Genomic DNA, 14,795 nt, shown 5'->3' on the forward strand with positions numbered 1-14,795 from the left:
AAAACTGCTAGATTACCTCGATTTCTGTTAACCTCTTTAATGTCTGCATTCTAAGCTGAGTATAATCCTTCTTCGTATATCCAGGTCTTTTCTATTTTATCTTTGTCCTTCATAGAGTAACAATTTGAGCAATTAGATTACATGAACTTGTCCAGTAAACTAAACAGAGCAGAAGAATTGAAAATGTATATCCGTTAACTTCGCTGTAAATCAGTCCATGATATGACAATTAGTTGAACCTAGGTAATTACAACTCAAGACACGATAAGCAAGCTTATACCGGTGTGCAATCGGTGTCAGCTTGTTTTGGCTCGAATGGTGCTTGAAACTGATGCGAAGCGTATATAAGCGCATAAAACAACAGCGGTCTACATAAGGTGGAAAAGTGATTGTATTCGAACTGCTCATCATAATGTGGAAGTAGCATTACCGATAAAGGAGATCGAGAACATGAAAAAGTTATTAAGTCTGTTACTTGTATCTACAATGAGTGTGGTGCTTCTAGCTGGAATGGCATCTCCGACCGTCAAAGCGGAAGAGCAGAGAAACAACGCCGTTGTGAGCATCTCGAACAAAATCGACACGATGTTAAAAAGTGATCCGTCGTGGGGTAATTATTTTGTTAAGCATACGGTGGAAGAATCGATATTACAGGGGAGCAATATCGAAGGTACAACGGTATCTAATGTCGAAACATTAACGGTAGGTGACTCTTTTCTTACTAACCATACAGCTCAGGAGCAAACTCTAACCTCGAGTTCATTTGAATATGAATTTCTGGAAACAACCAGTACGACCAATACAACAGGGTGGACATTTGGCTATGAATATAATGCTTCTCTAAGTGTACTCGTCGCAACGGCTTCACATACCTTCCGTGTAGACTATAATATGTCCACTTCGCAGACCAAAGAAAAGTCTATTACTAGAACGCTTATTGTACCTCCTCAGAACGTGATTGTTCCAGCAGGGAAAACATATCGAGTAAATTATGTATTTGATAAATTGAAAGTATCGGGTAGAAATACCTTGTTGGCCGATATATTCGGACTATCCTTCTACAGTATTTTCTGGGATTCACCTGAATCGATAGGGATTGCCCTTAACTATGCCAGTGATAAACAAGGATTAATTCGTGTGGAACGAGAGGATCGCCCCATATTTGATAAATTACGTTATGGCGTGAGAGCAGAAGGGGAGGGAAGGTTCAGTACGGAGTATGGCACTCGGCTGTACGTAACAGTAGATGACGTGACTAACCCAAGTAAGCCTATTCCAGTGGAAACACGAATTGTGAACAACACAGCTCCGAATCGCTGGTCACAGATAAAACCAATTTATTAGTTTAATCGCATAGTACCTACATGCTTCGTATAGTGAAAATCAGTAAAACACAGTAGTGTTTACGGATGAGCTGTAGGGAGCGTTTTTCTTTTGGAATAATAGAAATACAAGTTATATATCAAGTTAGTTATAATCATTTAAATTAGTAATTATTTATTAAATAATGTAAAATAATAGTTCATAAGTCTCTTTTGTATCTCACTATCTACGAGTATTATAATGTATATATTTACATTACATCGAGAGCGACATTACATATTAATTTGTTGATAAGCTGGCCGGCTATCATATAAATTATCAATGGAGGCGTGCTCAAAATGAAAATGAATATTCTAAGAAGTAAAAAAATTGGTTTTACTGTATTTTTATTAGTGGGCTTAATGGTTGCGACTAGTGGGATGGCGTTTGCTTACAGCGCTAGTTATTCTTTTGAAATAGGTTGGCAAGTGACAGGGGAGTACGATAAAGAACTTGGCAATTATTCCACTTCTACCAAGGTATCAGCTGATACATTTTCACATTACACAGGACAAGTTCTAAGTGATAAAGAGCATTTTGCTGTGAAGTTGGATAAAAATTGGTCCTTGACATCATATGATACAGGTGACGTTAAAGCAGATGGAAGAAATTACACTAAAAACTTTGGGACTGTTGATAGTGGGACTTATGCTGTAAATGTACGAAAAACTACTGGTAATGGAAACTTGCAATATGTTAGTGGGAGCGGAACAATTAATCAGTAGAATTGAGGAGACATATGGATAATATTATTGTCACAAATTCTCTTACTAAAGTATATGGAGAGGGTGCCAACGCTGTTACAGCGTTGCACCCCCTTTCTATTAAGATAAAGGTAGGATCTATAAATGTGATTATGGGGAAAAGCGGATCAGGGAAAACGACGCTACTTCACCTGCTTGCGGGAATTGATGTACCTACAGGTGGAAATGTTTCATACAGAGGCCAGAGTATTTATCAATTGAAGGATGCGGATATAGCACAAATTAGAGGGAATAAATTCGGCTTTATATTCCAATTTTTCCATCTAGTCCCAAGCATGACAGTATATGATAATATTACGTTGCCCCTTATTTTCACTAAGCAAAAAATAGACACTTACAAAGTAAAGCAGTTGGCCGATAGATTAGGTATCTTAAATAAATTAGGTACATCACCAGACATGTTGTCAGGAGGAGAACAACAGAGGGTGGCTATTGCAAGATCAATGATTAACAGCCCTGAAATTATTTTTGCTGATGAACCAACAGGAAATTTAGATCAGAGTAATACGGATAATGTTGTAGAGCTTTTAGTTAACCTTTGTAAAGACGATGGTTTGACCCTAATATTAGTCACTCATGATCAGAACCTGATACCTGATCCAGATTATAAGTATTGGATGGAGAATGGCGAACTGAGGGCTTTATAAAGGAGTTCAGAATGGGATTATTTAAAATATCAATAAGAACCCTTATGGGTAGAACAAAAATGTTTTATCTGCTTCTTTCTGTTTCTACTGTTTCAATCCTCCTACTTATATTATTTAACACCACGATTCAGAATATATTGATTGCAACTTATGAGCAACAAGCTTCTAAATTCGGAACCCATCATCTTGTATATAACAATAGTAATAAAAAGGAAATTAATAAAATAGTAAGCAATAATAAAGTAAGTGAATATGGAAGCGTACATTTGTTTGGTAATTACAAATTCCATAATAGTAATCTTTCTGGTACGGTTGGTTATTTTGATAAAGAAGCATTGTCCATTGGGAATATTCAATTACAAACAGGTCGACTGCCCAAAAACAAAAATGAAGTTGCCATCGAAGCCTCCTATGCGGCAATGCTAGGAATTAAACTGAACACAAACATAAGTATGAATATTAATTCAAAAATAAAGAAATTTAAACTTGTTGGAATTATTAATGATTATTCTTTTTATTGGACTGTTCCTAATCATGTGATTAAAGGAAGTAATGACTTTCCGAATGTCTTAATTAGCTACTTTGATATTAATGAAATAAATAATGAAAAGATAAATTATAATTTATTATTAAAGCTTCACAAAAGCAATGAGGAAGAAGTTCATAAATATATACATTTAATTAATAACCCTAACGCTGACAATACTTATTATAATTTTAACATGTATAAACAAGGCCTGTTACATTACTATACAATATCTAACTTATCTAAGTTATTTATAATAATATTCTGTTTAGGAACCGTTATTTGTACTATTCATATATTTACATTATTTTATCGTGGATTTAGAAAAACCATTTCTACTCTCAGGTCTACTGGTGCTTCCTTTAGGCATATTTATTGTATTATGATTTATCAATGTTTGTTTTTAGTATCTTGTAGTTCCATAATTGCAGTTCCTACTGCATTACTGCTTAGAACTATAATGTTCAATTATTTTATGAAGAAAGCACTGCATACTTTTATTACGAATGGTCACCTGATAATAACAGTTGGTATATGTTTATTTATTATGATACTAATACTAGTACTTTCTTCATTTTTGACGCTACGGAAAACATTGAATATTACAATTTCATCTGGATTAATTGGAAGTGAGGGAGTCTTTGTAAACAAGAATGTTTTAATAACGAATGCATTTGAGAAGTTTTCTTTCGGTACAAAATATTTTTGTTTGAACTTTATTGCTAATTTTAAACAAAAATTGTTGTTTATACTTTGCATTTCCTCATCAGTATTTATATTGTTTTTTGCTCAACTGTATGCAGGAGAAACTGCAAGCAATCCTGATGGACCCGACTATTATTTATCTTCAAAAATGATGACAGTTTCAAAACAGATAAATGATTTTGAGGTTATACTGAATCAACAGTTTAGTTTTGAAAACGATAAGATTAAACAGATTGAACAAATGGATGGTGTTCAATCTGTAATTAAAAAACCGTTTTCATTAGGGAATCAAATCATACTGTCAAAACAGCAGGTCGATCCCTTTATTCTGGATTGGAATTCCAAATACAGGGGAGTGATGGGTGAAAATCAAATTATAGAAGGTTTATCTGTGGAGGATACCATTGTATCAAACTCAAAATTTTTGGCTGTAGATGATACTATGTTTCATAAAATAAATAAGGAGTATTTTAATAATGAAATTTCTATTAGTAAATTCAAAAATGAACCTTCAATTCTATTATTCTATCCAATAAGTAGTACTAATATTAGACTTGGTATTAGTAGCAATGATAAAGTTGTTGTTGGCAGAATTGAAGCCACTGATCACCTCGAACCCAATAATCTTATATATAAAAGTTGGAAATATAATGTACATGGTATATCAACACTCCCATTTATGATTGACTTTGGCGAGACAAAGAGGGTTTACAACGAAGTTATTGCTGTTATACATGAGAATAATATAGAACAATCGGATGCTTTTGATGGTTATGAGAGCATAGAAATTTATTTAGAACCGACTATTAGCAACAAGCATGCTAATAATATTGATTTTTCCACCAAAGAATTAGTTGCTCCATATCCAGGCAATGTTTTTCAATCTAAAAAAGTACAATCCGAGGATGAATTTACATTATTATCGATATTAAAAAGTATGGGATTCATATTGTTTTTTATGGTTTCTATATATTCAATGGTGAGCATAACTATTGTTATTTATTCTCAAGTTCTGGTTAAATTAAAGGAATTTTCAATTTTTAGAGTAATGGGTTTACAGCTTCGTTGGTTAAATTACATGATAGTACTAGAGATGCTGGTGCTCGTCATTTTTGCATTTGTTATTAGTGGAGTCACTCTTGGCTATTTGATGAGCATCGCACCGCCTAGCCAAGATATAACAAAATATATGTCATTTTATTTTATGTCTATAATCTATCTTTCAGTAATTGTTGTTATTGCAACTTTTTTCCCAGTTAATTTGTTATGCAAAACAAATATATCTAAACAATTAAGAAATAAAGAATAAGATTGTAGGCAAAGGAGATATGTTACTGTGCGTTACATTCAATCATTACCTTTAATACCTATATTCAGTGCAATTTTGTGTTATTGTGTCATATGGAGCATTAGGGTAGCTATTTATAAACCTAGAGTAAGTATAAAAAGAGAAGTCTTAAAACTCCTATTCTTCTGTTATAGTTTAGGAGTATTATTTGTCACGTTATTCCCACTTCAATATACGGGGGAACCGTCAATTAATATTGTACCGTTTCATTCCATATGGTCATATATCATAGATGATAAGGCTATTGTTGATGTATCAATCAGAAACATCTTGGGGAACATTGTTATATTTATACCGATGGGTCTGTTATTATCTGTGCTATGCAAAAATATGAGGGTAATTAAATTAGCTGTTGTTGGAGTTCTTGCATCTGTAAGTATTGAATGTATCCAACTTGTATTGAGTGTGTTGAAAATAACAACTCGAGTTGTAGATGTGGATGATGTGATATTAAATAGTGTAGGATATCTCACTGGATTTGCAGTGTATTATGTTTATAACGTTGTCTGGAACAAGATAAAGCTGTGTAAAGCTGATCACAAAGCACTAGACTAGTCATTGTGATTCCTAGGTATAATAAAATATACAAACAAGCCGCTTCTATTATTGGGGCGGTTTTATCGTTTTACCGAAAGTTTCATAATAAAAATATGGATTTAAAACTCATATTAAAAAAGTAAGTAAATTATTTTATTGTAGTAACAAAGAAAAGGTTGACTTACTTTTATGATGTAACTATAATAGTTACATCAGAGAGTTCATTACACACCATAACATAATTTGATCAAGGAATTCTCTTAATCAGGATCTTATCCAGAAGTGTAAAGGTCGCAAGCCATCTTCACACAATTGCTGTAAACGCAAGGATTATATTTGACGAAAACCAAGTGCAACTAGAAAGGCGTGAAAAGATGACTTTAAAAATTAAAGTATATTCCGACTTTATATGTCCATTCTGTTTTCTGGGCAAGGGGCCATTGGATGAAATTGTAAAGGAAAAGGACATCGAGGTAGAGTGGATGCCTTTTGAATTACGACGCAGTCCACAGCCAAAGATTGATCCTTGGCAGGAACCTGACAAGTTGAGTTCTTGGGATTCTTATATTCTCCCAACTGCGAAGAAGTTTGGCATCGAGATGCGACTGCCGCGATTATCCCCGCATCCATATACGCATTTGGCTTTTGAAGGTTGTCAATTTGCGAAGGAACGCGGGAAAGGAAATGAATTTCACCACAGAGTGTTCACGGCCTTTTTCCAAGAAGAGCAGAATATCGAGGACGTTGAAGTATTAACGAACTTGGCTGGGGATGTCGGTCTACCGATGGAGGAATTCAAAGAAGCACTGGAGTCACGCCAATATAGCGAAGCGCATCAGGCTGCTTTGCAGCATGCGTATGAAGAAGCTCGTATTAACGCCGTACCAACGTTTGTAATTGGTAATGAAGTGGTTAAAGGTATGGCCAGCAAGGAAAGATTGGCCGCTATTATTGATCGCGAACTAGCCAAGGTCTAATACAAACGACAACATATAACATACAAATTTGGAGGTTTTCTACATGTCAGCTGCTACTACTAACTTAAAAGATGTTTTAATTAACCGTCGTTCTGTTCGTAAAGTAGGAAAGAGCGCTTTAATTACGAAAGAAAAAATTCAAGAAGTGATACAGACAGCTCTGCATGCGCCTACTTCTTTTAATATGCAAAGTGGCCGTATCGTTGTCTTGATGGATGGCGAACATGAGAAACTGTGGGATATCGTAAAAGAAACGCTGCGTTCCCGTGTTCCGGCAGAAAATTTCGAAGCGACAGTTGAACGATTGACAGGCTTCCGTGAGGGTGCAGGCACAATTTTGTTCTTTGAAAACCAAGAAACGATCCGTACGATGCAAGAGAAAGCTGCATCCTACAAAGATCAGTTTCCATTCTGGTCGCATCAAGGCAGTGCCATGCTCCAGTATGCAGTGTGGTTAACATTGTCCGCAGAAGGTATCGGTGCATCTGTTCAGCATTACAATCCGATCATCGATGAAGAAGTAAAGAACGTGTGGAACATTCCGCAGGACTGGAGCTTAGTTGCGCAAATGCCATTTGGCGAAGCGAAGGAACAGGCAGGAGAGAAAGCATTCTTGCCGCTTGAAGATGTTGTGAAGTTCTACTAAGCAACGTCGCGCCGCTGGTTTATCGAGTATGGAAATAGTATAGATTATAAATGTATGATGAATGCTTTAACATCAATAAAAGGGTCGAGCGAACTTGCTCGGCCCTTTTGTTGATGTGGAGTAGGTGTAAATTATAGCTGCAAGTAAGCTGCGTAATTTCAAAATCGATGATAAGCGTATGGGCTTGGTTGATGGTGGGGACAGGGCTGATAGGGAGCAGGATAACCGTACTGAGGCTGCGGAACAGCTGTATGCGGATGGTAACCCTGCGGCTGATGAGATGGATGATGCGGATGAGATTGCGAATATGCCCGTTGTTCATTTTGCCCATTTGTTCCAGCAGGCCGCATACAGTTGGCAGGAGGACCAATCACAACTGTTTTGGTGATCGGTTGGAGCGCAGAGGTAATCTGTTCCTCGTTTAAACAATAAGTATGAGCCAATACTTCTTTAGGCGTAAGGCGAAGCACATCTGAGCCAAATATAACCGTTGGCGCAGGCTGATCAAATATGGCAAGCGCATGAGTTTGGTCTGTTAACGCTGTTTCCCAGTGCCACCATCCTTTAGGAATATTGACGACCTGACCTGGCTTCAGCCGATAATTTAATACTTGATTGGTGAACGCATTTAGAATTCCGATAAATAGTTCGCCTGAAATTGTATATACTAATTCAGCTTCATTGGGATGCCAATGAGGTTCAACTGTTTGTCCCTCGCTGAGAAAGATGTCAAGTAAAGATACATTTTCCAAAGAAGGTAATTGGACATTGGACAATACATTAATGTAGTTGTTATCGTCTTTTTTAAAAAACGAGCTGCTGTTTACATCAAAAGACAAATTCAAAGAGGGGGACTGAAAATCTGGAGTCGCCATGGTGATCATACACCCTTTCCGAGATTCATATCGTATTTGCGGCACAGCGCATTATATGCGAATGCCCACTTGGGGGTGAGCATCTCTGTTAGGCAACATGAAAGGGAGCCTATAGTTATGGTAAGATATAAGTATATCTAATATTACATAGTCGGGAGGAATCAGATATGATCAGATTAGCAAAGCCAGAGGACAGTAAACATATTATTCCCCTTATGATGGAAGCAATAGGTACAATTGCATTTGATTTGTCGGGGACGGAAAACATAGAAATGACTGCAGATGTACTGGAACAGTATTTCTTACAGTCTGGCAATCGTCTAAGTTGGGATAACAGCATCGTATGGGAGCAAGACGGGGTACCGCTCGGCTACGCGTTATTTTATGAGGGCAGCAATGTGATCGCATTAGACCAGCCGTTGGAAGCACGCTTATCTGAATTGCGTGGGGAGCCAGTTCAACTTGTTAAGGAAGCGCTGCCAGGGGAATTTTATTTGGATTCGCTAGCGGTAGATGCTTCACAGCGTGGACAAGGCATCGGCAAGCAGCTTATGGCCGCTTTTGAAGATGAAGCAAGAACACGAGGTTTGTCAAAGGCGTCATTACTGGTGAACGTGGCAAATAACAGGGCAAAGCAGTTGTATGAAGTGCAGGGATATGAGGGAGACGGCCTTGTCATAACAATTGCTGGTGAACATTATGAGCACATGGTAAAAAAAGTATAGAACTTAACTGTTAATCCATGAGAGAAAGAGGTCTGCTGCTCAACGCGGCAGTCCTTTTTTTCTATATGCGGCTTCTCCATCAAGGGCAAGACTATGAAAGAAAAAGTGTATATTTATGAGAATATAACTAAACTATGCTTTAATTTCTGAAAGGGCTGAAAAACGTATCAATTGGAAGATTGAACCTGATAAATGGCAATGTATTCGTTTTCTTCAAAATTAGAGCGGTTTTACTTTTCGACGTTAAATGCGATATTTTGTAAGTAGAAATTATAAACTACCATAATTACACAGAGAGTAGGTGCAACACTACATCCGAATTTATGCATATATGTCGGCTACGTTATACGCATAAATACCTGTCTAGATCTCCCCAATTTCAGATCCATTTTTCGTCAATCTCTCGTAAGTGTCTTCTTCATTTCGTATCATTACATTTCCCTGTTGTTCAAGGTTCAATTTCATCATACTTGTTATGCACACAAACTAAGATAGCGATATCTTACGTGTGTTCTTTGATCATATGAACAACACCTATTTTGTTACGCCAAAGAGCAGTAGATAGAGAAGAAGGAGTGAATACCATGCAATACTTTTTGTATTTAACGACGATTGTGTTCCTTGTCTTTCAGCTTCTTTATACGGTCATTCCGCTTTTATTCAGTAAAGTGAGAAAGTTAGATGTAACCTTTGATGAAAAATCAATTTCCGTACTTGTTCCGGCTTACAATGAGGAGCTTACGATCAAGAATTGTATAGATGCGATGGAGGGTTTGAACTATCAGAATCATGAGATCATTATCATTAACGATGGTTCCAAGGATAGCACTCTTGCCAAATTAGAAGAATTATTAGAATTAGTCCCGGACAGCAGAAAGCCAGATAACAAGCTTACATACAAATCGATCAAGGGAATATACAGATCACAGCTGTACCCGCATATATTTGTGATCGATAAGCTTAACGGCGGCAAAGCAGATTCGCTTAATGCGGGTATTGACTGTGCCAATGCGGACATTGTGATTACTTTAGATGCAGACAGCATGCTGGAAGTGAATTCATTAAAATATGTCAATCAATACTTTCAAGACGATGAGATTATTGCACTTGGTGGAACGGTTAAGATTGTACAGGGCGCTGAACGCAAAGATGGTGTCATCTTTGAGAAATTTAAAGGTAAAGGACTTATTAAAAGTCAAATTATTAATTACATCCACGGGTTCTATGTCCGCAAGCTAACGCAATCTTTCTTTAATTCTATTGTGGTAATCTCCGGTGCGTTCGGAGCCTTCTATAAAGATATTCTAGTCGAGGTAAATGGCTTCAGGAGTACGGTTGGCGAGGATATCGATATAACCCTCAAAATTCATAAATATTTGAAAGCCAACAAGCTGAAAAAGAAGCTGGTATATGCGCCGGAAGCCGTATGCTACACGGAATGCCCCGAAAATCTTAAAAATTTCTACAAGCAACGTATTCGTTGGCAAAAAGCATTTGTGGATTGCATTTTAATCTACTGGTCGAAGCTATCGCAAAAATTTACGGTGGGTGTAAGTTTGTTCTTCGCCATTGACGGCTTTATATTAGGGACGTTCACCGCGTTTACCACGATATTTTATATCATACAAGCACTGCTCTCGGGAGATAATCTTCTGCAAGCTATAGTCTTGTTCCTCGTAACGTTAGTTGTAAATGCAGTTCAAATTCTGATCTCACTTTTCCTATGCAAGAAATATGGCAGTAATTATTCATTTTTCGACTATGTCAAGATGTTTGTATTCAGTCAATACGAGCTGCTCACGTATCGTAACATACTATTGTACATTAACATCGTCGGTACGTTTAAGTACTTTGACAATGATGAGGGTTGGGGCTTTGTAGAACGAAAAGGCGTCGCAACCATTAGCCAGAACGTGGCAGCTAGTTCTCAATAAGTTATTCAGGGGGCAACTATGAACAGCATATTTCAAAATAAACGAATCGTATATGTGGATATACTCCGTATTTTATCGATCGCAGCCGTAATTATTCTCCACATCACCGCCGACTTACTGACTCGGACCAACGATTTTAACACGGGTTCCTGGTGGATTAGCAATCTGTTTAATTCCGTATCACGCTTTGCGGTACCTGTGTTTTTTATGATAAGCGGCGCGATGATCTTGCGTGTTGAGGTCAAGTCCTATAAAGATTTTTATCTCAAGCGGGTTGTGCCCCTACTTATCCCTTTATTCACTTGGTCCCTGATCTATGATCTGTACAGCCAGTATTATATTCTCAAAAGCAACATGGGAGTTGGCGAGTTTATACTGGACTTTGGGTATAGATTACTGACGGATCGAAACTACGTACATTTATGGTTCTTATACGCTATTATCGCTATTTATGCGACTGTTCCTCTGATTAGTAAATTGGTTAAAGTATGTTCGCAAAAAGATATTCGTTATTATTTGCTCTTATGGTTTATTGTGAGTGTGGTGTATCGGTTTGTGTCAGATGTCGTATTCCGACTGACCGATCAGTACATTAATATTCCGATTTTAAATATTCCCTTTTTTACAGGGTTCCTCGGGTACTTCGTTCTAGGCTATTACTTGTTTAACTTTGATCTTTCGGATAAATGGAAAAATATTGTGTACAACCTAGGTGTCGTATCCTTCTTCCTGACTCCTGTAGCGACTTATTTTGCTTCACTCCACAGTGGGGTGCTAGATGAGATGTTCTACGGCAACTACTCTGTTACGACTTTCTTCATGGCCGTTGGTATGTTTGTTTTCTTCAAAGAGAAAGAGACATCAATTAGCGAAAAAACAAATCATAAAGTGAAAAAAATGATTAGCTCTTTATCCAAAGCAAGCTTCAGTATTTACCTCATTCATTTATTGGTTGATCTTCTGGTATCTCGCAGAGTGGAAGTGGAGGCTACAATGCTTCAGACGAGTACTAGCCTTATCTTTAACATATTTGCGATATTCTCGATCAGTTATGTAACGGTTAAGGTATTAAATCTGAATAAATTCATTACGCAAATATTATTCGGCGGAAGAGGGTAGAGCAACGATGAAAATAAGTATATACACCAAGGTTTTTGTAGCTCTGCTGCTGGTTGGAATGGGGATCTATTTCTTTCAGATTGCTAATGCGGAAGAAAAAAAAGTAACAACGGTCTATATTGAAGCGTGGCGTGATCCAAAGGATGTTCATTTAACAGAGAAAAAAGTAGATATCGCTTTTGTAGCATTTGCAAAGATTGACGGAACCAATCTGTATTTTCATAAGGATGTTACAGCCAACAATCAGATCAAGGAAAACATTAAACAGCTAAAGGCTAATAACCAGGGCACAAAGATGGTGCTGGCGGTTGGTGGTTATGGTGTAGATGGTTTCTCTGATGCGGCAATGGATGGAAATCGGTATTTATTTACAGAAAATATAATAAGCATGGTAAAAGAACTGGATTTGGACGGTGTTGATATCGATTGGGAGTATCCCGCATTTGACGCATGGAAGACACAGAAAGCTCGTCCCGAAGATACTAAGAACTTTACAAGTCTTATGAGAGAACTTCGAGAAAAACTTAATCGACTGCCGCATAAAAACAAATCGAAATATTTGTTAACCTTTGCTTCGGGAACGCAGGATTGGTATTTTAAAAATGTAGAAGTCAAGCAGGTGGAGAAATACGTCGATTACATTAACGTTATGAGCTATGACATGACAGGACGCTGGTCGGATACGACAGGCTTTAATTCCAACTTGTATATCGACAAACAAAATAAGTCGAAGCTCAGTATTGATAAGGTCATCACCAAATACTTGGAACACGATATTGATAGCAAGAAGCTGCTGCTGGGTGTGCCAGCTTATTCATATGGTTGGAAAGGCGTTAAAAGCAAGAAAGACGGATTATTCGAGTTGGGTAAACCGATTGATATCGTCAAAACAGATCTCAGCTACAAAACGCTTATGGACAAGTATATGAACAAAAAAGGATTCAAACGCTACTTTGACGAGAAGGCACAGGCTGCTTATTTGTACGATGGTGATATCTTCATCAGCTATGAGGATAAGGAAGCGCTGAAGGCAAAAGTGGCCTATATCAAGCAGAAAGATCTCGCAGGAGCTATGGTATGGGAATATTCGCAGGATGCAGATGACGGGATTGTGAAATATTTGTCCGAGAACTTAAATAAAGAATGACAGTCTAAGATTAAGAGCCTGAAATTGAGGTTATATATAATATAGTATGGACATGCTATGTTATTGGAACGCCTATGCAAAGCATAAAAGGAGCGATAACCAATGAGTAACGATTTCTTGGCCGCGGTCAAACAAAGACGAACGTTCTATGCGATCAGCAAAGAAACAACTGTGAGTGACGAGCGGATTGAAGCGCTTGTAGGAGAGGCAGTCTTACATACTCCTTCTTCTTTTAACTCGCAAAGCGCAAGAGTAGTTATCCTGCTAAAGGAACAGCATGATAAGTTGTGGGATTTGACAACCGAGACGCTGCGCAAGATCGTGCCAGCAGACAACTTCGGTCCGACGGCAGATAAGATGAAGGGGTTCCGCAGTGGCTATGGAACCGTACTATTTTTTGAAGATCAGGCTGTCATCCAATCTTTGCAAGAGAAATTTGCCGCGTACAGCGACAACTTTCCGGTTTGGTCACAGCAATCGTCAGGGATGCTGCAGTTTGTCGTATGGACAGCATTAGAGCAAGAAGGCCTCGGCGCTTCGCTCCAACACTACAATCCTTTAATAGACGATCAAGTACGACAAGAGTGGGGTCTTCCAGGTGATTGGAAATTAATCGCACAGATGCCATTTGGTCAACCGGCAGCGCAGCCTGGCGAAAAGGCATTCCAACCGTTGGAAAGTCGCTTAAATGTGTATAAATAATTATAAACGGTCCTTTTGGAGTTGAATAGAAATCCGTGCTGAACACAGCACGGATTTTTTTAATTGAAGTGCATATTATGGTGACTATGATGATAAATGGAAGTTATAATAGCGTAAAACAATTAGTCTGACTAAGGTGTAAACACATATTTACGTCCAGATGTAAAGGTAGCCTAAGTTAGTCTAGTCAAAGGAGGATATACATGTTTAGTTATAATGTAAGCTCTGAGATACAGCTAAAGCTGCTCCAACCTGTCTACGCAGAAGAAATCTATGAAGTTACCAATCATAACCGTGACCATTTAAGAGAATGGCTACCATGGGTTGACAATATGAAAAGTGCCGATGACACTAAACAATTTATTGAAAGTGAGCTGCAGAAGTTTTCGAATAACAACGGATTTAATTGTGGTATGTATTATAACGATAAATTTGCAGGTTGCATTGGCTTCCATGAATTGGATTGGCGGAATCGGAAAACATCGATCGGATACTGGCTGGCAGCGGAGTATCAAGGTTTGGGTATTGTAACAAGTGCGTGCAGAGAAATGATTACATATGCATTTGCGGAATATGGATTAAATCGGATTGAGATTAGAGCAGGGGAATATAATACGAAAAGCAGAGCGGTTCCCGAGCGGCTTGGATTTACCTATGAAGGCAGCATTAGACAAGCGGAATGGTTGCATGATCGCTGTATCGATCATGCCGTTTATGGATTATTGGCAAGTGAATGGAAGCCTGCGTAACATGCCATAGTGTTATAAATCACTCATCACGC

Annotated in this window: 14 protein-coding genes; 13 read left to right on the top strand and 1 reads right to left on the bottom strand. The window is 37.8% G+C overall.

From position 1 onward, the window contains the following. Positions 1-450: 450 nt before the first annotated feature. The 7 genes from QP775_RS17200 to QP775_RS17230 all read left to right on the top strand — a co-directional run bounded on the left by QP775_RS17200 (position 451) and on the right by QP775_RS17230 (position 7,512). The gene (locus QP775_RS17200) at positions 451-1,344 is read left to right on the top strand and encodes an ETX/MTX2 family pore-forming toxin (RefSeq protein WP_285107830.1); all 894 of its coding nucleotides are present in this window, start codon (positions 451-453) and stop codon (positions 1,342-1,344) included. A gap of 317 nt (positions 1,345-1,661) precedes the next feature. Next, positions 1,662-2,087: a hypothetical protein gene (locus tag QP775_RS17205; RefSeq protein ID WP_285107832.1), complete on the top strand. Its 426-nt coding sequence runs from the start codon at positions 1,662-1,664 to the stop codon at positions 2,085-2,087. Between the two features lie 14 nt (positions 2,088-2,101). Further along, positions 2,102-2,773 carry an ABC transporter ATP-binding protein gene (locus tag QP775_RS17210; RefSeq protein WP_285107834.1) on the top strand — a complete coding sequence of 224 codons (672 nt, stop codon included), beginning with the start codon at positions 2,102-2,104 and terminating at the stop codon, positions 2,771-2,773. Positions 2,774-2,784: 11 nt separating this feature from the next. Next, the gene (locus QP775_RS17215; protein WP_285107836.1) at positions 2,785-5,313 is read left to right on the top strand and encodes an ABC transporter permease; all 2,529 of its coding nucleotides are present in this window, start codon (positions 2,785-2,787) and stop codon (positions 5,311-5,313) included. A gap of 27 nt (positions 5,314-5,340) precedes the next feature. Continuing rightward, positions 5,341-5,907: a VanZ family protein gene (locus QP775_RS17220; protein WP_285107838.1), complete on the top strand. Its 567-nt coding sequence runs from the start codon at positions 5,341-5,343 to the stop codon at positions 5,905-5,907. A gap of 356 nt (positions 5,908-6,263) precedes the next feature. Beyond that, complete coding sequence (locus QP775_RS17225; RefSeq protein ID WP_285107840.1) at positions 6,264-6,866, top strand: DsbA family oxidoreductase; 603 nt, start codon at positions 6,264-6,266, stop codon at positions 6,864-6,866. 43 nt (positions 6,867-6,909) lie between these two features. After that, positions 6,910-7,512 carry a nitroreductase family protein gene (locus QP775_RS17230; RefSeq protein WP_285107842.1) on the top strand — a complete coding sequence of 201 codons (603 nt, stop codon included), beginning with the start codon at positions 6,910-6,912 and terminating at the stop codon, positions 7,510-7,512. Between the two features lie 158 nt (positions 7,513-7,670). On the opposite strand, the gene QP775_RS17235 is transcribed toward QP775_RS17230, so the two are convergent. Then, positions 7,671-8,387, bottom strand: coding sequence for a cupin domain-containing protein (locus QP775_RS17235; RefSeq protein ID WP_285107844.1), 717 nt, complete (start codon positions 8,385-8,387; stop codon positions 7,671-7,673). A gap of 167 nt (positions 8,388-8,554) precedes the next feature. Between QP775_RS17235 and QP775_RS17240 the strand changes: the two genes are divergently transcribed. The 6 genes from QP775_RS17240 to QP775_RS17265 all read left to right on the top strand — a co-directional run bounded on the left by QP775_RS17240 (position 8,555) and on the right by QP775_RS17265 (position 14,763). Beyond that, on the top strand, positions 8,555-9,112 hold the full coding sequence (locus tag QP775_RS17240; protein ID WP_285107846.1) for a GNAT family N-acetyltransferase: 558 nt from the start codon (positions 8,555-8,557) through the stop codon (positions 9,110-9,112). Between the two features lie 584 nt (positions 9,113-9,696). After that, entirely contained in the window at positions 9,697-11,046 is a 1,350-nt protein-coding gene (locus QP775_RS17245) for a glycosyltransferase family 2 protein (protein WP_285107848.1), read from the top strand. 18 nt (positions 11,047-11,064) lie between these two features. Next, positions 11,065-12,165, top strand: coding sequence for an acyltransferase (locus QP775_RS17250; RefSeq protein ID WP_285107850.1), 1,101 nt, complete (start codon positions 11,065-11,067; stop codon positions 12,163-12,165). A 7-nt stretch (positions 12,166-12,172) separates the two neighbouring features. Then, on the top strand, positions 12,173-13,312 hold the full coding sequence (locus QP775_RS17255; RefSeq protein ID WP_239326804.1) for a glycoside hydrolase family 18 protein: 1,140 nt from the start codon (positions 12,173-12,175) through the stop codon (positions 13,310-13,312). A gap of 102 nt (positions 13,313-13,414) precedes the next feature. Next, a complete protein-coding gene (locus tag QP775_RS17260; protein WP_285107853.1) occupies positions 13,415-14,014 on the top strand; it encodes a nitroreductase family protein in 600 nt (199 codons plus the stop codon). 203 nt (positions 14,015-14,217) lie between these two features. After that, positions 14,218-14,763, top strand: coding sequence for a GNAT family N-acetyltransferase (locus tag QP775_RS17265; protein WP_285107855.1), 546 nt, complete (start codon positions 14,218-14,220; stop codon positions 14,761-14,763). The last annotated feature ends 32 nt before the right edge of the window (positions 14,764-14,795 follow it).

The sequence above is a fragment of the Paenibacillus sp. UMB4589-SE434 genome (genome assembly GCF_030226685.1).
GTDB lineage: Bacteria > Bacillota > Bacilli > Paenibacillales > Paenibacillaceae > Paenibacillus_B.